The organism is Lysinibacillus sp. VIII_CA, from assembly GCF_049943995.1.
Lineage (GTDB): Bacteria > Bacillota > Bacilli > Bacillales_A > Planococcaceae > Lysinibacillus > Lysinibacillus pinottii.
The window spans coordinates 49122-69107 of the sequence record NZ_JBNFXM010000004.1 but is presented as its reverse complement, the minus strand read 5'-3'; the positions used below and the strand labels follow the sequence as shown (position 1 = coordinate 69107).

The 19986-nt window shown below is 38.0% G+C and carries 18 protein-coding genes and 1 riboswitch; of the genes, 3 read left to right on the top strand and 15 right to left on the bottom strand.

From position 1 onward, the window contains the following. Window positions 1–592 precede the first annotated feature (592 nt). From ACP3VS_RS07615 to ACP3VS_RS07585, 7 genes are all read right to left on the bottom strand, one after another. Window positions 593–1207, bottom strand: coding sequence for an HD domain-containing protein (locus ACP3VS_RS07615; protein ID WP_031419547.1), 615 nt, complete (start codon window positions 1205–1207; stop codon window positions 593–595). Between the two features lie 688 nt (window positions 1208–1895). Next, the gene (locus ACP3VS_RS07610; protein ID WP_289449211.1) at window positions 1896–2939 is read right to left on the bottom strand and encodes a DUF917 family protein; all 1044 of its coding nucleotides are present in this window, start codon (window positions 2937–2939) and stop codon (window positions 1896–1898) included. Window positions 2940–2954: 15 nt separating this feature from the next. Further along, window positions 2955–4529 (bottom strand): OPT/YSL family transporter, encoded by a 1575-nt coding sequence (locus ACP3VS_RS07605; protein ID WP_036161268.1) that lies wholly within the window; start codon window positions 4527–4529, stop codon window positions 2955–2957. Between the two features lie 22 nt (window positions 4530–4551). Continuing rightward, the gene (locus ACP3VS_RS07600) at window positions 4552–5304 is read right to left on the bottom strand and encodes an IclR family transcriptional regulator (RefSeq protein WP_012293861.1); all 753 of its coding nucleotides are present in this window, start codon (window positions 5302–5304) and stop codon (window positions 4552–4554) included. Window positions 5305–5316: 12 nt separating this feature from the next. Beyond that, complete coding sequence (locus ACP3VS_RS07595; RefSeq protein ID WP_426388504.1) at window positions 5317–6996, bottom strand: hydantoinase B/oxoprolinase family protein; 1680 nt, start codon at window positions 6994–6996, stop codon at window positions 5317–5319. Between the two features lie 3 nt (window positions 6997–6999). Further along, entirely contained in the window at window positions 7000–9036 is a 2037-nt protein-coding gene (locus tag ACP3VS_RS07590; RefSeq protein ID WP_426388503.1) for a hydantoinase/oxoprolinase family protein, read from the bottom strand. A gap of 436 nt (window positions 9037–9472) precedes the next feature. Continuing rightward, entirely contained in the window at window positions 9473–11152 is a 1680-nt protein-coding gene (locus ACP3VS_RS07585) for a formate--tetrahydrofolate ligase (protein ID WP_031419539.1), read from the bottom strand. A 213-nt stretch (window positions 11153–11365) separates the two neighbouring features. On the opposite strand from ACP3VS_RS07585, the gene ACP3VS_RS07580 reads away from it, so the two are divergent. Then, complete coding sequence (locus tag ACP3VS_RS07580) at window positions 11366–11566, top strand: cold-shock protein (protein WP_004269397.1); 201 nt, start codon at window positions 11366–11368, stop codon at window positions 11564–11566. A 104-nt stretch (window positions 11567–11670) separates the two neighbouring features. Here the strand turns inward: ACP3VS_RS07580 and ACP3VS_RS07575 are convergent, their stop codons facing one another. Beyond that, the gene (locus ACP3VS_RS07575; protein WP_036167858.1) at window positions 11671–12456 is read right to left on the bottom strand and encodes a VOC family protein; all 786 of its coding nucleotides are present in this window, start codon (window positions 12454–12456) and stop codon (window positions 11671–11673) included. A gap of 159 nt (window positions 12457–12615) precedes the next feature. On the opposite strand from ACP3VS_RS07575, the gene ACP3VS_RS07570 reads away from it, so the two are divergent. Next, entirely contained in the window at window positions 12616–13101 is a 486-nt protein-coding gene (locus tag ACP3VS_RS07570) for a flavin reductase family protein (RefSeq protein ID WP_012293854.1), read from the top strand. Window positions 13102–13184: 83 nt separating this feature from the next. Here the strand turns inward: ACP3VS_RS07570 and ACP3VS_RS07565 are convergent, their stop codons facing one another. The 5 genes from ACP3VS_RS07565 to ACP3VS_RS07545 form a co-directional block, all read right to left on the bottom strand. Beyond that, entirely contained in the window at window positions 13185–13340 is a 156-nt protein-coding gene (locus ACP3VS_RS07565; protein WP_012293853.1) for a YezD family protein, read from the bottom strand. Window positions 13341–13409: 69 nt separating this feature from the next. Then, a riboswitch (SAM riboswitch) is annotated at window positions 13410–13505 on the bottom strand. Between the two features lie 167 nt (window positions 13506–13672). Next, a complete protein-coding gene (locus ACP3VS_RS07560) occupies window positions 13673–14767 on the bottom strand; it encodes a DUF418 domain-containing protein (RefSeq protein WP_197224935.1) in 1095 nt (364 codons plus the stop codon). Further along, a complete protein-coding gene (locus tag ACP3VS_RS07555; RefSeq protein WP_036161264.1) occupies window positions 14757–15353 on the bottom strand; it encodes a TetR/AcrR family transcriptional regulator in 597 nt (198 codons plus the stop codon). The genes ACP3VS_RS07560 and ACP3VS_RS07555 overlap by 11 nt, the downstream gene beginning before the upstream one ends. 103 nt (window positions 15354–15456) lie before the next feature. Next, complete coding sequence (locus ACP3VS_RS07550) at window positions 15457–16131, bottom strand: phosphopantothenoylcysteine decarboxylase (protein ID WP_031419532.1); 675 nt, start codon at window positions 16129–16131, stop codon at window positions 15457–15459. Between the two features lie 74 nt (window positions 16132–16205). Beyond that, entirely contained in the window at window positions 16206–17084 is an 879-nt protein-coding gene (locus ACP3VS_RS07545) for a LysR family transcriptional regulator (RefSeq protein ID WP_031419531.1), read from the bottom strand. Between the two features lie 134 nt (window positions 17085–17218). Here ACP3VS_RS07545 and ACP3VS_RS07540 point away from each other — a divergent pair, with 134 nt between their 5' ends. Next, on the top strand, window positions 17219–18118 hold the full coding sequence (locus ACP3VS_RS07540) for a DMT family transporter (RefSeq protein ID WP_012293849.1): 900 nt from the start codon (window positions 17219–17221) through the stop codon (window positions 18116–18118). A gap of 561 nt (window positions 18119–18679) precedes the next feature. Here the strand turns inward: ACP3VS_RS07540 and ACP3VS_RS07535 are convergent. Both ACP3VS_RS07535 and ACP3VS_RS07530 read right to left on the bottom strand, forming a co-directional pair. Continuing rightward, window positions 18680–19129 carry a general stress protein gene (locus ACP3VS_RS07535; RefSeq protein WP_012293847.1) on the bottom strand — a complete coding sequence of 150 codons (450 nt, stop codon included), beginning with the start codon at window positions 19127–19129 and terminating at the stop codon, window positions 18680–18682. 194 nt (window positions 19130–19323) lie between these two features. After that, window positions 19324–19764, bottom strand: coding sequence for a Dps family protein (locus tag ACP3VS_RS07530; RefSeq protein ID WP_012293846.1), 441 nt, complete (start codon window positions 19762–19764; stop codon window positions 19324–19326). Window positions 19765–19986: the final 222 nt, after the last annotated feature.

The window sequence follows — 19986 nt, the reverse complement described above, 5'->3', positions numbered from 1 at the left end:
ACAATTTGTCCTAATGATGTTCCCATTCTCCTGTAAACACACGGAAATTTGATGATCTTTTGTTCTAGACCTGCTCGTTCAGCAGCTTTCCCCTTTTGATGAATTTGTTGTACAAAAGCGGTAGTATATTAGTATAAATTACCATTTGAGAAGTCTAAAACAGTAGTGTAACATACTATTCCAAGTTAATATAAAGGAGTAACATGATGAAAATTTCCAAGTTTATTGTTATGATTCCTAATTATAGAAGAGAGTTCGGACGATTCATTACGATTTACTGACTATGAAATCGCCCAATATGCAAGTATTGCAGATTTCATCGAAAAAACTTTCCATCACAATAAAATGGTTATGTCAACCACCCCACTATCAGCAACTAAATGGAATTTGCTGTCGTAATTAATTTATTTCTATATATCGAAACTTTGTATTCATTAAAGAAAAAAATATGAACAAACGCAGTGGATTGAAGGGGAAACTATTTTTTAATTTTTATAGGGCTGAACATTCTCTTCCTATTTTTAATACTACGAAAGAAATACCGGAACATCACATAAAAGCACCTCCCTTCCATTGAGGGCGGTGCTTTATGCTATTGACCTATTTCATGTTGCAATTGCTGTAAAAAGCTTTCCATAAATTGATGACGTTCAAGTGCCATTTGCTTGCCCTTTTCCGTTACCATTAAATCCTTTAGCAGCAATAGCTTTTCGTAAAAGTGAGTGACAGATGACGTATTTTTTTGACGATATTCGGATTCTGACATATGTGTGCGTGCTTCTTCATCCTTATCATAAAGCTTGCGGTCTTTCGCACCACCATAGGCAAATGTTCGTGCGATGCCAATTGCCCCAATCGCATCTAAACGGTCTGCATCGCGAACGATTTTTGCTTCCAAAGATGTAGCCACTAGCTCATTTCCACCATTAAACGATACTTGTGCAATACAATCTCGAATATGTTGCTTTTTTTCTTCGCTAACAGGGAGCTCTGCAATGAGCTGTTCCTCCTGTTCCTTACTATCGGTATACTTTTTGTCGCTCACATCATGTAACAGCACCGCAATTTTAACAACCTCGGCATCGGCTGCTGGTTCTGTATGTAAGATCGCTAGCGCATTTTGATAGACACGCTCAATATGCTGAAAATCATGGCTGGCGTCAAACTGTTCATAAATTTCTCGTACTTTACTCATTAAATGATCCATAGTTCAAACTCATTCCCTTCCTACACGATTATACTGTATTTATAGCACTCACGAAAAATAAAAAATCAATAGCTTTTTAATTGACTAATTTTTCAGAATATTATAAGATAAACGTGCAGAACAAACAATTTGTTCTGTACCTCATATTTTTCAGCTTTGTACAAACAGCTATGTGTTTGACAGTATGAATATCAACTTCAGCGGGCTTACAATTGAATAGTATGTTTGCAAGATGACATAAGTAAAGAAAACCAATCATCAAACAAATAAAAGTGAACACTTTCCCTTAGAAATTCTTTGTTTAACCCGCATAGCACTATGTACAGCCGAAAATTGTGAACAACAAGTTAGTTGTTTTTACGACCAAAAAGTTATCATTAAATGGACGCCATGTGTAATTGTTTTTCGTTATTGGTTGTTACCTTCTTCAAGTTGTATGAACGTAGCTCCTCCCTTTAATGAAAATCGTACACGATGATGACTGCCAGTTTATGAAACCACATACATGAGTCGTACAAACACAATGAAGATTCTGTAAACCAAAATTGTAAGAAGCTATAAAGGAAGTAGGAACGATTGTGATAACATGTAATACCTTCCCGCTGAAGGACAAATAAAAGCTGCCCATCTTACAGTCATGTAGATGATGGCAGCTTTTATTATTTATTTTACTATTTAAAAGTAACTCTTACATCACACCCTTGATGACCTCATCAATTTCTTTTAACAGCTCTTGATTTTCCATCGTTGAACTTAATTTTAAATGAGATTGATCCACATGGATGACCGCTACTTGCATTCCTTCTTTTATACTCGCACTTGGAACTGGCAACATCTTTTCCGTATCGAATGTCATTATAAGATCTGGAAATTTTGATTGTAACTGCCCTTCTTTCGATAACGTCATATATTCATTCCAGAAAGTCAAATGGTAATCCCCAACGGATAATTTCCCTACATCAAAGCCATTTTCCTTCGTTAATACATAATTTTTTACCTCGCCCGAAACAATATGCTCCCCATTCAACAGTTGTAAAATATTGGACATTTTTTCATCGAAGGTTTGTCCCTTGAGGAAATGATAGCCAAGCTCAATAGCCATTGTAATAGCATTCGGTGCACCATGTTTCTGTAAATACTCTATGGTCACGGGATTCCTCGTTACGCCTACTAATCCTCCAGCTAAAATAGACGCTTGTCGGGCTGTTTTAGCCGTATTTTGTAGATGCCCCTCCACAAACCCTTGAACCGCAAAATCATCTTTGCCACCTGCGTAAAATTGTACAGATTGATAGTCTTGTTGTTCATGGAGATTTAGAGATCCCATAATACCTGTTGGATGTGCCCGCCCATTACATGGAGCATCCACGACGGGCACATGTAATAACACAGACTGCAACCAACCATTAATCGTTGTGATGGCACCATTTTCATTTGTGATGATGCCTTTTAGACGATGATTGGTATGTGCATTCATCTGGCGATAACTCCAGCAAAGCTGTTCGTTCGAAATATATTGTTCGGCTGCTGAAGGTGCGCCTACCATTGCCACACACGCTACTAAATCCTCATCATCTAATTCTGTTATATCGATTATTTGAGGTTCTCCGGCTGCAAAGATTTCCTTCACCAGTTTAAGTCCTTCCTCTAAGAGGCCACCTCCGCCTCCGCCAAGGATTGCTCCTCCATACACAGCAGCAATCCCATCCTCATACGTTAATACTTTTGTCATCGAGCATGACCCTTTCTATTTCCCTATTTTTAGAATAGAAGAGAAGAAGCTATATAAAGCATCCCCAGCAATAACACCTGCTGCAAAGACAGTCATTTCAGATTCTCTCTTACCTTTCGTTACATACGTGAAAATTACACGAAGTAAGATACCTGCTAATACTGCCCATCCAGCAATCGGATTGATCAGTAATAAACCTGTAGCAAAAAGAATACCCATTTGTCGTTTCGAGCCACCAATCAATTGGATCAATGCCCCTGGAATTGCCCAAATCATTAGTTGTTTCGCCACATCCCCTGTAACCCCAGATTGAATAGTTGCCGCATAAACATGGTTAACAGGAGCTACTAAATCTTGTGCAAAATATGATTTGTAGGATAGTAAAACAACAATAGCAGAAATGGAGAACGCCAACATACCAGCGATCATTTGCTGTTTGCGCCCTTCTTTTTCTAGTGCCGGATCACTACCATTTCCACGCAGAATAAAACCAGTTTTTAAATCATAGCCCATATCCGCAAATGCAACCCCTGTAGCTGCACTATAACCTGCTAACAAAGCAAGAGCTGGTGCAGGGAAGCCTATTAAAATACCAACAATCAATGTAATAAATGCCACTGCAAACGCTGGGAACCAACCCGCATGCATGGCCGCAATACCAACGATAAGCTCATGGACAAATGCTGCGATTGTGGCAAAGAGGATGAATCCTATTAGCATCCCAAATGACATATGTGTGATAATACCGCCTAAAACAGCGATTAATAAGGCAATGGCTAAATAAGCAATAAACCCAATACCAAAGGCTTGGCGAATTTCTTTTGCACCCTTTGAATAGATTAACTCTTCTGACTTTTTAATCGATTTTTTATTTAGTAAAGCAAAGGCTACTTGGAAAAGTGCCACAATCCCAGCACCAATCATAACCCCATGCGGAATATAATAAGCATTTAAGTCGACATTAAATAATTGAACAGAATAGCCTCTTAGTAGAAGCCCAACCCCAAACATCGTTAGTGCCCAAATATTGCCAATAAACGCTACCCCAAAAGCTGACATTGGAATTTTAAGAACAGACCCCACAATACCAATTAACACACCACCGATTAATACTTTGGCATTTTTACCACCTTTATCGCCCGCTTTAATAGCTTCAGCAGTTGCAATCCCTGGTGGCCAAGTACCTGTTGCTGGGAAAATCTTTGTATCAAAAAATTTATATAATAATAAAGCATCCACAAACATCGCTAAAATAACACCGATAAACAAAGGTAATACTAAATTTTCATAGCCCAAAACATAGGGAATACCAATTGGCAGCATTAAGCTACTCGCTGCACTAAATGTTGCGGCTGAAATGGCCGTTTGGATTATATTTTGTCTATGCACAGATTTAAATGCAATGAGCTTGCCAATTGGGATTCTTCCTAGAATCATCGCAAATATTGCCCCTACGATAGACGTATTAGCAGAAATCCCTAAAGTTGTAATCAGCTGTATCCCGATAATAGCCCCAACTACAGATGTAAAGACAATCATGAGTAGAGTCATAGGCTCCAAAGCCCGTGGGTGTAATACTTTATTATTCATACTGTCAGCTCCCCTATTGCTGTTATAGTTTTGAAATATGCGATTGTATCTGTTGAACTACTTTTACTAACTGGTCAAGCATATATTTCTCCCTTTGATCATCTATATCATATACTAATCCAGAAATTGTAAGAGATGCGATAATTTCTTTTTTATAGTTGAATAACGGTACACTGATGCCAAAAGCGTGTTCATTGTATTCACCAACGGTTATACACCATTTTTGTTGGCGTATACTTTGTAGCTCTTCCCTTAATGTCTCAAAAAATTCCATATGCTCCTCTTTCGATTGCTTGTTTTGAAAAAAAGCTATTAATTCAAGCTGTCTATCCTCTTCTAAAAAGGCGAACATGACTTTACAGGAAGCACCGATGTAAAGGGGTGTCTTAGTTCCTAAAGACACCGCATACTTTACATTTTTATTACTTTCGGCAATTTTTGTTGTGACACCATATTCATTGTCCATGTAAGTGAGAAATACCGATTCGTTTATTTCACTTGCAAGATTTTGCATTAATTCATAAATAGTCGAGTGTGGGTCCATTGTATGTGAGAGCACATCATAAAAAAGGAACATTTTGTAGCCTAATTTATACTTTTTTGTACCTTCATCCTGTAATAAATAACCCGTTTCTGTAAATGTATTAATGGCTCTTTGTACGACACTTGTCGGCATTTTCATCATGCGCGAAATTTCACGAACACCTAATGCATTTTCTGTCGTCGCAAAACACTCTAGTATATCTAATGAGTTTTTTAATGTCTTGACAGTCATATATTTCTCCCTTTAAGCGTTTTGATAACCGTAATGCTTTTTCGCTACTTCTACCGAAATATATTCATTTAACACATCACGCTCAATAGCCTCTTTACTTCTTTCAAGTGGATTTCCATAGCCACCACCTGTTGCTGTAACAAGCTCAATACGATCGCCTTTTTGCAATTCATAATTGGCTAGTACGCCAACTGGTCCAATCGTAGAGCCATCCTTTTTATGAACGATTAAATAGTTATGAGAGCCTTCGCCTCCTCCACTTAAACCGAATGGAGTGAATTGGTGTCTCCCTAAGTTGACTGAAACCTTTTGACCATCATTATTAATTGTATAGACACGGCGTACACCTAAGCCACCTCTAAATTGGCCTGTACCTGCACCGTCACAGTTTAAGCTATATTCATCAATTTGAATGCCATATTTCGTTTCTGCAATTTCCACAGGTAAATTATAGGTTTCACCGTCTCCCATACAATATTGCCCGCTTTGACCATCTTCATCATTTGATGCTCCCCAACCACCAACAGATGGTTCAACGATAAGGAAGGACTCATCATTTTCAGGATTTTTACCTGTTAGAATAAATGTACAAACGGATTGTAAATGTCCAGCAGATAATCTTTCTGGTAAATGTGGCGCAAGTGCTTTCCAAATTAAATCAGCCGCCCCAATACGTGCCTCAAAATTCATGGATACAGGATGTGGGCGTTTAGCCGAGACAATGGAATTTTCATCCGTTAAAATAGTTAAGCGTTTAAAGACTCCCTCATTAATGACATCTATATCACCTAGTAATGCTAGGAACATCACACGCACACTTGCCATTAAACCAAATTTGGAGCAGTTTACTGGCACATTTACCGCTGGGTGGGAGCCTCTAAAATCACAAATAAATTCTTCATCACTAATCGTTACTTTCACTTTAATCGGGTATGGTCCACCCTTTAATGGATCTCCCTCAATAAAGTCTTCTGCATAAAACTTACCTTTAGGCAAATGCTGCAGCTCTAGCTCTACAATTTTTTCACCTTTGTCCAATAATTTTTGAATCGACAATTTCACCGATTCAGCACCAAACTTTTGACAAAGCTCTGTGATTCGCTTTTCGCCTGTTTTTAAGGCGGCCACTTGTGCAAACATATCGCCGATAGATAGCTCTGGTAAACGAACATTTGTAGAAATAATCTCATAAATGGCTTCGTTCAATTCGCCTTTATGATAAAGTTTGACACCAGGCAGTTGTAGACCTTCCTGATAAATTTCATTAGAATTACTTGTAAATGAACCAGGGTCCATGCCCCCTACCTCTGTCCAGTGTGCTTTATTGGCAGAGTAAGCAATAATTTCACCTTGATAAAAGATGGGAAGCACTAAGCCAACATCTGATAAATGCGAGCCTCCCCCTACATACGGGTCATTAATAATAATGACATCGCCCTCATGCAACCTTTGACCATTATCGAATTTTTCAATTACTCTCTGCACCATTGGACTTAGCATACCAATAAAGCTTGTAACACCATTTCCTTGGCTAATTAAGTTCCCCTGTGCATCTGTTAAACCACAAGCATAGTCTAATACTTCATAGATTACGGGACTCATAGAAGAGCGCGCTAGAGCGACAAACATTTCATCCCCTATGGCTAGCAATGAATCCTGAATAATCTCTACAGCAAAAACGTCTTTTTTCATGATTTATTTTCCCTCCATCTCTACAATCAAATTTCCATATTTATCAATTTCTATGGATTGCTTTTCATTGATCACGACTGTAGATGTTGGATTTTCAACGATAGCAGGGCCTGTAATGACATAACCCGGAGCAAGCTTTTGTTGATCATAAACATTGACCTCAACCCACCCCTTTTCTTTTACATATAAGTTGCGTTTTGTTTTAATACAAGTTGACACATCAATATGAGAGAAATCTAATTCTTTAAATTGAACAGCCTCATCTTTTCCATAGATGGTAAGATGTAGATTCACTAATTCTATTGGAGTAGTTGGTAAATCGAATGAAAATTCTTGTTTATGTTTTACATGGAACGCTTCAGCCAATTGGAGAAGCCCTTTATCATCAATTGTGATATTCGATGCGTTCAATTTAACTGCATGCTCTTGGCCTTTATAACGTAAGTCATAATTAATTTCGAAATAATAATGCTCTTTCGATAAAGGTGCGTCTGCATAGGCACTTTCAATAGCTTGATTAATATTCGCTTGAATGTTAGCAAGATGCACGTGATCAAAGTCCATTAAACTTGTTTGAATATAGTCTTGGCGATATTCTGTCATCATCATTCCTAATGCAGAAAAGACAGAAGAGCCATAAGGGATAATGACCTTTTTCATGCCTAATTCCTCTGCTAAATTAATAGCATGTAGTGGACCACCACCACCAAAGGCAACCATTGTAAAATCTTCTGGGTCATAGCCTTTACGAATGGAAATGAGCTTCAACGCATTTAACATATTAGAATTCGCAATATCTAAAATACCTTGCGCTGCTTCCTCGGCTGAGACATGAAACGGTTTCGCAATCGCTTCAATAAGTGCCTCCTCCACTTTGTCAATAGAAACTGGATTATCGAAGTTTGCTAATGATAATCTTCCCAAATAAACATTAGCATCTGTAATTGTTGGCTGTGTATTACCTAACCCATAGGCTACTGGACCTGGGTTTGCCCCAGCAGAATCTGGACCAACCTTTAAGGAACCGAACTGGTCCACACGAGCGATAGAGCCCCCACCATTGCCGATTTCCACTATATCTACAACTGGTGTTTTAATGGGATAGCCAGCAAATTTTTCATTTCTTTCAATATAGTAATCTGTCGTAACATTTACTTTGCCATCTGTAATAAGTGAGCATTTCGCTGTCGTCCCCCCCACATCAAAGGCGATAATATTGGATTCATTTAGAAGCTCACCTAATTTTGCAGCTCCAAACATTCCGGCTACAGGGCCAGATTCTACTAGATTGATTGGCAGCTCCATCGCTTTATCAAAGCTTGTTGTACCACCATTTGATTGCATAATTTTCAAATGGTCGGTAATACCAATTGTACTTAATTTTTCTTTTAAGCTTTTTAAATAAGCATGAGCAATTGGCTTTACATATGAATTTAAAACAGTTGTATTGGTTCTTTCATATTCACGATATTCTTTAATGGTTTCGCTTGAAAGCGTAATATACACCTCAGGCCAAATGTTCAATATTTCTTCTTTTAATTGCTGCTCGTGAATGGGATTTTTATAGCCATGAATTAAGGAAATGGCAATTGCCTCTACACCTAACTCCTTAAATTGACGGACAATCTTACCAACTTCATCCCTATTAAGCGCTTTCATAATATTTCCTTTAAAATCAATGCGTTCATCAATTTCTTGTCGTAAATAACGCTCTACAAAAGGTGCTGGCTTTGTATATTTAAAATTATATAAGTCTGGTCGGTTACCACGTGCAATTTCTAATACATCACGGAAGCCTTTTGTTGTAATTAATCCAACTACGCCACCTTTTCTCTCTGTTAATGTATTGATAATAACAGTAGAACCATGAATAAATGATTCAATGAGAGAATCCTCTGTTACATGTCGTCCTAATACGTTTAATATACCATCCTCAAAATGCCCTGGCGTCGTATGCCCCTTGTCAAAATGAAGATTTCCTTTCTCATCTGTATAAACTAGGTCGGTAAAAGTACCGCCAATATCTGTTGCGATTTTCAAGACTCCATCCCTCCGCGTTCCTATAATCGGTACAGTGTTCCGAATTAGAATTAAGTAAATTATATTTAAAATAAAAAGAAAATTCAATGTATTTTTTAAATAAAAATTCATTTGACAATTGCACAACGTTGTAAAATTCCGCTTTTCCTTTCCAATATTAGATAATTATAAATAAAAATTACCAAACACATTTATATAAGGAAGCTTCTCGAGTTTGTAATGGCATGAAAAGAAATCCTAGTTTTTAAACTAGAAACTTAAATTTTCTAAAAAAGTGATGATGAATGTTTAGACAATTTTCAACTATAAGGGGAGAGGCCTATTTTAGTGGCACTGGTGGGAGAAATAGTAGTGAAATAAAAAATGTTTAGGCTCCTATCAGCCAACCAATAAAAAAAGCTGCCCCTATTTTAAAGGGCAGCCTTTCAACATTTTATTAGAACAATCCTACCGCATGTCCGTCATTGTCGACATTCATGCGTAACGCAGCAGGAGCTTTTGGTAAGCCCGGCATTGTCATAATATCGCCTGTGAGGCAAACTAGGAAACCTGCACCTAGCTTCGGTATCACCTCACGAATTGTCACTGTAAAGCCTTCAGGACGTCCAAGTAAACTTGGTTGATCGGATAAAGAGTATTGCGTTTTCGCCATGCAAATCGGCAAAGAATCCCAGCCAAATTTTTCGATTTGAGCCATTTGTTTTTTAGCTTGGTCAGTGAATTGGACATCTTTCCCACCATATACCTTTTGTACAATAGTGCGTACTTTTTCTTCAATGGATTCTGTTACATCATATAATGGTGAGAAGTTGTTTTCTTCTTCCAACACAGCTAGTACTTGTTCAGCTAAGGCTACTCCACCTTTACCGCCCTCTTCCCAGACATTTGTTCGGGCAATACGTACATGGTTTTCTTGGCACCAGTTTAGAACTGCTTCCAGCTCTGCCTCTGTGTCTGTAATGAAACGATTTAATGCAATAATCGGTTCAACACCAAATGTACGTACCGTGTCGACGTGTTTAGCTAAATTTTCAATCCCTTGGAGCAGTGCTTCCACATTTTCACCGACAAGTGATGTTTTTGGAACACCACCGTGCATTTTTAATGCACGAATCGTTGCTACAATCACAACGGCACTTGGCTTAAAGCCTGCTTTACGTGCTTTAATGTTCATGAACTTTTCAGCACCTAAATCAGAGCCGAAGCCCGCTTCCGTCACCACAATATCCGCTAGTTTACGAGCAGTTTGTGTCGCCATAATGGAGTTACAGCCGTGGGCAATATTTGCAAATGGACCACCGTGTATAATTGCTGGTGTCCCTTCCAATGTTTGTACTAAGTTTGGCTTAAAGGCATCCTTTAATAATAATGTTAAGGCACCCTCTACCTGTAAATCACGCACAAAGACAGGCTCACGCTCAAAGGTATAGCCAATCACGATGCTAGCGATGCGTTCGCGCAAATCCTCAATACTTGTTGCTAAACAGAACACTGCCATAATTTCCGAGGCAACCGTAATATCAAAGCCATCTTCACGCGGCATGCCCTGAACAGGTCCACCTAATCCCACAATCACTTTACGTAATGAGCGATCATTCAAATCCATCACACGTTTCCAAATAATACGTCGTGGATCAATGTTTAAGACATTCCCTTGGTGGATATGATTATCAATAAATGCAGATAAAGCATTGTTGGCTGTTGTTATCGCATGAAGATCACCAGTGAAGTGTAAGTTAATATCCTCCATTGGTACAACCTGTGCGTAGCCCCCACCAGTTGCGCCACCTTTTACGCCCATTACTGGACCAAGCGAAGGTTCACGTAACGCTACCATCACTTTCTTATTTAATTGATGAAGGGCATCAGCTAGTCCTACAGTCACAGTTGACTTTCCTTCACCTGCTGGGGTAGGACTAATAGCTGACACTAACACAACCTTTGCGTCCTCACCTTGAGCTGTAATTTTTAATGGGTCAATCTTTGCTTTGTAGCGGCCATACTGCTCAAGTGCATCCTCTGGAATACCTGCAGCATGGGCAATTTCCGTAATAGGTTTGATTACTGCTTGACTCGCGATTTCTAAATCTGTTAATGGTTGATTTTTCGTTGTCATTTGGCATCCTACTTTCTATGTTGTTCATTTCCATTATAGTCTTAATTGTGAAAAAAAAGAAAGCCAGATATGCTCGCATTCCGACAATCAATTGACATTTTTGTTCAATTCATGTATGTTCTAAGAGAAAATGCTATTTTTTCACATTTTCTCATTGATAGCACGATTTCTTTAACTTTATTTTACTTTCAAGCGCATTGGAGGCGAATGCTTATGCAACAGGGGATCGTAAAGTGGTTCAATAATGAAAAGGGCTATGGCTTTATTGAATGTGATGATGGAGAAGATGTATTTGTACATTTTACGGGCATCCAGGAGGAAGGCTTCCGTACACTTGAAGAAGGTCAAAAGGTTTCATTTGATGTTGTGGAAGGCAATCGCGGCCCGCAAGCTTCAAATGTTGTAAAATTATAAGCTAGGAAACTGAAGGTGGATGAAATATTTAAAAATAGTTCAATCCGCTTTTTGACATGTTTACACATAAAAATCCACTTCAACGATTGAAGTGGATTTTTAATTTATCTATTAATCCAATAAAAAGCACCTGGACAAACTAATGTTTCCTTGGTTCTGTGTGGATCGTTCAATGTTACACCGATAGGCCCTTCTTTTAAATGCCCGAGCGTCATGCTAGATGCTGCGGCTTCCTCATAAAAATCCAAGCGCATATTCGGTAGCTGTAGAGACACAAACTGCTCATGCTGCACAAACTTGGGTAGCTGTAATACCTTCTGCCAAAGCTGCACCGTCTTCTCCACATCCCTGACATAAAACTGAATCGATTCCATGGTAATAGCTTGCGTTTCATCAATCGCGCCACTAGCTTTTAATTGAGCAAGACGTTTCTCATCTTCATCTGCCCATTCAATTAAGAATGGGAAATCCAATGCAAGGTCAGCCCTGCCAAAATGCAATAGCTTCCATTCGATTATCGTGCCATCTGGTCTTGTTCGACTACAAGCATCGGGACCATATACATCAAAGCCCAATGCACGCAATCGTTGACCCTCTTCTTCAATATTTTGGGTGCGCAAGGCAATTCGTGAAAATCCTTGGCGCTCATGATTACGTTTAAACGTATAATGTAGGGAATATGGGTACAGGGCCGCTTGCTCAAATAAATCACGATCATAAATAGCGATTTGTTCAATATAGCTTAAGCCAAAGTAGCTTAGCGTATTGTAAGTCCCCCACATCGTGTGTTGACCACCGTTCACTGTATGGACATTTCGTTTATTGAAGAAAACCTTTATATTTTCCGGAGATTCTACTTGATGTACCAGATGATCAAAATATAAAGTCATGGCAATTCCCCTTTCTTTCCCCCATTAGCTTTACCTAGATGTGTATTTGATTTAATATTTACTTAAGAAAAGGAGTTACTAGCTGGTATAAAAAAAAAGTCCAATTTCCCTACTAACTCCGTTAACTAATTTATTACTCACTATAAAGAGGTGATTTGAATGACAGATCATGTAGCTGCTTTTAAATTGGCATTAGGTAACTATCCTACAGGTGTAACGGTTGTTACAGCATGTCATGAAACGAATCCAATTGGCTTAACCGTCAATTCTTTTGCATCTGTTTCCATTGACCCACTACTTATTTTATGGTCACTGGATAAAAAATCTCAGCTCCATCCTTATTTTATGGGTGCTGGAAAATTCGCTGTTAATATTTTAGCGAGTGATCAAGAGCATTTATGTACATTATTTGCAAGTAAAGTCCCAGATCGCTTTGCTCAGGCAAAATGGTCTACTTCATCATTTGGGCTACCGATTTTACATGATACAGCAGCTATTTTACAATGTAAATCATTTCAACAGATAGATGCTGGCGATCATACTATTTTTATTGGGCAAGTACTAGATATTACAAATTCTCAAAAGGAACCGCTTCTCTACCATCGCCGTCATATCGGTCAGATTCCAAAAAGCTTTTATAGCTAATTCTCATAAAAAAAGGGCCACTTGTAAGCAACGGAAACCATGCTTATTGGTGGCCTTTTCACATCGTTCATCTGAAATGATCTTTATTTCTTTTGTGGAAATCTCTGCTTTTCAAGCCTATTAATTTGAACAATTACACCATCCTGAATCGTAATATGCACTTCACCAAATTCAAGATTTTGAATGGCCTTTGCAATAGCCTCTAATTTCTTATCTTCTACCTTTGTCGACTGAGCCATACGATACACCCCTTCTTTCTGATTCTTGTTGTACAAAAGAGGCCAATGCATCAAGCTAATTGATAGCCCCTCCTATCTCTCAGATACATCTGTTGGATTTGGCACCTATTTTTCCGGTTGCCGAGGCTTCATTGGGCCAGGTCCCTCCACCTCTCTCGATAAGAGTACTGCGTTTCTTGAAAATAATTCTATAATTCTGTTATACGATTGTCAATATAAAATATTAGAAAACCTAGCTGAATACTTTGTAATGTGTATTTTAGATTAGAAAACTGCCTATACCTAAAGTATTTTATGCCTAATCAGTAAGAAATAGATGGCTATCCACTAATTTATTTCGAACTCCATTTCCTCATCAAGGATTCAAGTGGACCGCGATGATGTTTAGCTCTCCACCAAACAGAAGCAAACACACATCCTAAAAAGTAACAGCAGGCATACAGCATGGAAAAAGCAAGCGTTTGATTCTCCAGCTTTTGACAAACAATTAGTATCCCAATCCCTATAAAAACATGGCCAACATAATGGGTTAAAGACATTTGCCCGGTTAAGATGAAAGCTTCAATGACTTTATTTTTACATGTCTCTACAAGATAGATGGAGCCCACAATGAGGACAATAGCCGAAGCCGAATTAGATAGGACATACATTATATTTGGTGGAATCGGTCCCGTATCAAATAAATACAATGCACTCTCTACATCTAATAAATGGATGGTTGTTGTTATCTTAATAAATAATATTGAAAAAGTCTCAGTCAATATGACTAGCAATAAACCTGTCACTAGTAAGATTTTTCTTATAGTACGATTTGTTAAATCTAATGTGCCGATTAACATACCCATCAGAAAGAAGCAAATCCAGGGGAATAGTGGGTGATAGCCATTAAACATCAAATTTCTTATAAATCCTGCTGGTGTCCAAAAATCAAGATACTCTAGTAAGACATATGTTGGATGCCAACCAGCAAGGTAATTAAATTGAATTTGAAGCCATTGTGAAAGGATGAGGATAGCACCTATGATGAAGATCATCATTTTCTTGGATTGCGCAATCAGACATGCGGCCACAAACATATACACGCCATAATAATGTAATATATCTCCTGTCCAGCCGATCACATATAATATTAGCCCAATCGTAAATAACAAAAACGACCTTTTCCATAAAGTAAGTCGATTCTGACGAAGAAGCAGTGGGTCCTTAGTCTCTCTAGCCTGACGAGTCATTAAAGCTATCCCTATTCCTGCTAACATGACAAATACGGCGGAAGCACGCCCCTCGAAAAGATTTTGTAAGGTAATCATCCATGCTGAACCATTCGTTGTAGAACCTGTTATGACTCCAAAATTTACAATGAACATCCCTAGCATGGCGAGAGCTCTTGCAAAATCAAGACCTTCAATGCGCCGATTGTTATTGATCATTTTTGTCCCCTTGGATAACGCTATGTACTGCCTCCTTCCAAATAGCTCTATAGTTCAATTGGTTGCCTGTTAACATGAAATTACCGATATTATCATAAACCAGGGCTAGCATCTGTGCCTTTGCTTCTATATGGGGAGTATCCTCTAGCACCCCTAGCTTCACGCCATATCGTAGGACTTCAACAAAGCTTGTTAAAAAGCTAGTTTCTAGCTCCACTAATTGTTTCTTATAGTTTTCATCGCGAGCTGCTAATAGTACATATTGATTAAATATTTTATTAAAATAAGGATCCTTCCCCTGCGCTTCAATAGACTTATAGCCTAGCTCGAGTAATTTCTCCTTGAAATTCGTATGAGAAAGCTCCTTATAATTCACAGCGATATCCTGTTGAATTTCTTTATACAGTGCATCAAATAAGTAAGCAATTAATTGATCCTTTGATTGAAAATAATAGTAGATGGCTGGTTTTGATATACCGACCTCTGCAGCAATCATTGCTAAACTTGTTTTTTCAAACCCTTTAGTTGCAAACATCACATAAGCCACATCTATGATTTTTTGAAAAGTTTGTTCTTTATTACCCATCATAATCCTCCTTTTTTTACCGACCGTTAAGTAAATAATAAATGATACTCCGCTTTTAAACAAGAAAAAACTGTGTAGAAATATTTCTCTACACAGTTCATATTTATTGATTTTGCAAATACAGCATTAAAGCTTCGGCTGTTTTTTGCTTGCCCATTACTTTAGTTGGCTGTCCATCAGCAGGTACAATCCAATGGGGCTCGTCCCCGCCATATAAAGATTGAGAGCTATTGGCTACCATTAATTGAGCATGGGCTGTTTCCATTCGCAGTCGTGCACGTGCTAACAAAAACTCCTCGTCATTGGTTGCTTCTAGCTTAAACCCTACTAACGTCACATTTGGTTGCCAGCCCTTGATTTGTCCTAAGACTTTCGGCGCCTTTTTAAAATGAATAATAGGTGGCTCATCGGAAGGCATTTTCCCTGCTTCCTCCATCAAGTTGCCTGATTGATCATACACTTTATCAATGACCCAATCGGAGCCAGCAGCAGCCATAATCACAATATCAACATGTTCTTGTTGGACAGCATGACGAACTTTTTCTCCTAAATCGTCAATGCCCTCAAATTTAATCAATTTCATTTGATCGTGATTCACTGGAAGCTGTGCAAAATAGCCATGCATATATACTACATTAGCACCAGCAGCGAGTGCCGCCTCCGCTAAATAACAGCCCATTGTCCCTTTTGATAAATTCGTGTGCCCTCGTACACGATCCCATTTTTCAAGTGTTCCCCCACTTGTAATGAGTACGGTTTTACCTTGTAATGTCCCCATCCACTCACCTATTTTCTAAAATATATACACCTACTATTTTACCGTAATGCACGGATAGGCTTCAATAGATTCCATCAGACTGCACTTTTTTGTTCCATCAGCCATGCACTTAAAATCTCCGCAAATTTCTTCGTTACAGGTGATGCATTATGCTTCATGGCAATTCCGATTGTACGGTAGGCACCTTGCTTTAGTGGAATTGCTTTTAATGTAGGCGGCAAATTTTGAATGACCAATTGTGGTAAAATACTGATTCCTAGTTGATGAGAAATCATAGAAACAATACCTACCTCCTCTGAAAGTTCAAAGCGAATATTTGGCTTCACATGATATTGTTCCAACAACACTTTGACATCATTGGTCCCTTTATAGGAAGTCATAATAAAAGGCATATCTTCCAAATCAACAATATCTATCTCTGACTTATTAAATAGTGGGCTTTTATCTGAAACGATACATAATAAGGGATCCTGCTGTAATTCTGTATATTGATATTGCTCAGATTTTTGACCATTTAAAAATCCTGCCTCAATTTCCCCACTAAGTAACCATTGTTCAATTTCGTAATAATCTCCCTCGCGTAATTCCACCTGTATTCCAGGAAACTGATTGTCCATAATCCTAATAATTTCTGGCATCCAATTAGAAGATATACTTGAAATAACGCCAATACGGACGTTTCCTCTTGTCACTCCATGAATATGAGCTGCCTCTTGTTGCAATAATTCCTGTGCGTCTAAAACCTGACGCATTGCCCTTAGCATTGTTTGCCCCTCACTCGTTAGGGTGACACCGGCTCTACTTCGATGTATTAAGGCAAACCCAAATTCTTTTTCTAAACTTGATACGGCATGACTGACAGCAGACTGAGTTAATCCTAGTGCATCTGCTGCTTTTGTAAAGCTTGCGACTTCTGCTACCTTTGTTAAAATCTCATATTTTACTAAGCTCATCGGCATTCCCTCTACATACATGAATTTTTTTAATCCTAATCATTATAAACATTCGTTTTACTAATCTCAATACAACATATATAGTAATTTTTAGTATACAAACTGTTTTAGTACACAGATGGTAGGTGAACATATTGAGTATCCAAGGAAAAGCAAATGTATTGATGGTTATTGTCACAATGTTTTGGGGACTATCTTATACCTTTATGGTCATGGGGCTTGAAACATTGGCTGTTTATAATGTGGTGGCTTTACGTTGTATCATCGCATTTATAGTAGCTGGGCTTATTTTTTATAAACGGATGATAAAAGTAGATGGTAAGACTTTAAAATATGCAGCTATCCAAGGATTTTTATTATTCATTGTGTTCGCATTAAGCTTATTTGGATTACAATCCACTTCCGTTTCAAATGCAGGCTTTATTTTAAGCCTAACTGTTGTACTAGTGCCGATTTTCAGTAGCTTCATTGATAAAAAATTACCTTCCAGAGCCGTGAGCTTTGCGATTATTTGTACCATGATAGGTATTACAGTGTTAACGGCGCAAGGCTCTTTCTCCTTCCATAAAGGAGATTTGTTAGTCGCAATCGCTGCGCTATGTTATTCTATTTATTTACTTTTAAACAGTTCATTTACACGGAATGTGGAGTCCATTTCGTACGGCATTTACCAATTAGGCTTTGCGGGTATTTATGCCCTGATCTTAACCTTATTATTTGAAACACCAGCTTTACCGAATAATACGACATCCTGGATGGCTATTTTAGGACTTGGCATCATTTGTAGTGCGTTTTGTTTCGTTGGCCAAACTGTTGCACAACAGTATACTTCTGCTACACATACAGGTCTTATTTTTTCCTTAGAACCTATATTTGCAGCAATGTTTGCGATGATGTTCATCGGTGAAGGATTGACAATGAAACTAGTTATTGGTGGTAGCTTTATTTTAATTGGTAATTTATTTGCCCAATTAGAGCATTTCCATGTATTACGCTTTATTAAAAAGGATGCTCCAGAAAAAGTCATTCATTAAAAAACAGAGTGTTCCACAATGATCACTCTTCTCAGACTGTAGACAAACTCAAAAAATTTGAGAGTTTGCCTACAGTCTTTTTTCTTTTACAATGAAATAAAGTAAAGCCGTTGATTTTCACTACGGGCGGACGCTTTCCGCGGGCGGGGTCGAGCTGCTTCCCTCGCTTCGCTCAGTCCAGGATTCTCGACTTTCCCGCTTTTCCCGCAGGAGTCGCCCCCCTTCGTTCCCATCAACTTCTACATAAAGTACTCCATCTACATAGGGTGTTGAAAAGTAAATTTTTGTAACTGATATTTACTTCTAACATGCTTGGACAATACTCAAACCAATAAAATTATTCTCCTCCATCGAGAACGTATGTTCTTTTTCTTCTTTAATATTTTTCTTAGTAATTGTAAATAAGAGTTAATAAAAATAAAAAGCACATCACTAAAATTTGTTTTTAGTAATGTGCTTTTTTATTTAATGTGTAACATTATAAATAAAATACTATTAAATAAGTATTAATGTACAATTACATGTACTTAATCTTACAGAGTAGATCACTCTGTTTTCCCTTTATAAAAATCTTCTAAGTTGCTCAGCCTCATTCATGCGCTCTTGTCTTAAACGTTCTTCCTGCTCAGCAGCTGTTTCCGGGTGTTGTGATTGTAGCGTATCATAATCATCATCACGTTCTGCAAATAATACGATACTCCCCTGCTCTACAAGATGAGCATAGTAAGCTATTTGCCCTTCGGAAAGATTAAAGCGTTTTAAGCCTTCTGTTACAGCTGAATCACCTGTAAACCAAGATTTAAATTGGTCCACCCAGTTACCAGCCTCATGTGTGTGGACATCATCATCCCATTTCACATCCTCCAACTGCTGGGAATCTTTCGCAATAATATGGATATCCTCTTTATGGAAACCTTCCGTTCGCATAGTTTCTAAAATATGAAGCATTTCATCCCTTGTATGGGCCACCTCAATTTTTGGATTTTGTTCATTCATCATATTCATGTTCATGTTCAATTCCTCCTATTTGTATGGCTTACTAAATAATTACCCTGATGATTAGGAAACAAACTCCTTTTGTCGCATCGTTACCAAACTGTAATAATTGTTACTCTGCTTTTATACAAGTTCTCTTTTTGTCATATAGGGAAAGAAACCCTACAAAAAAAGCATCCCCACATAGTATGGGAATGCTATTAATCCGTTTATTTGTCTAAGAAGGCTTTTAACATCCATGTATGCTTTTCAAGAGATTGGTACATCGCATTCAGTAAATCCTCTGTACGATCGTCCCCTTCCTCTGCTGCCAGTGCCATAGTAGAATTTAGAGCTTTCATGAGCTTTTGGAAATCCGAAATTGTCGTTGCTACCATTTCCTCCGTCGTCTCATTTCCTGTTGCTTCCTCTACATAGGAAAGCTCTAGATGCTCTTTTAATGTCGCCACAGGCTTGCCATCCTTTGAAAGAATACGTTCTGCAATTTCATCTAAATTTAACGTTGTTTCATTATACAATTCTTCAAATTTTGCATGTAGTGTAAAGAATGCATGCCCTGTGACATACCAATGATAATTGTGCAGCTTTGTATAAAGCACAGACCATGTTGCTACTAGCTTATTTAATTGTTTGTTTAAGTTTTGTGTCATAATAAGTTCTCCTCCAATGTATCAATTGTTCTAGCCTTTAATATGTGTTGCAAATAATGTTGGCTATACACACATTGTTCCCGACTAACAGTATTTCAAACATACCCCATACAATTGAATGAAAAAACCAAACACTTTTCTTTAAGAATATTTCTACTATTCTATTAAATTATTTCACTTTCCGAAATAGTTTCGTTATAATGAAATCACTTACATGTAAAG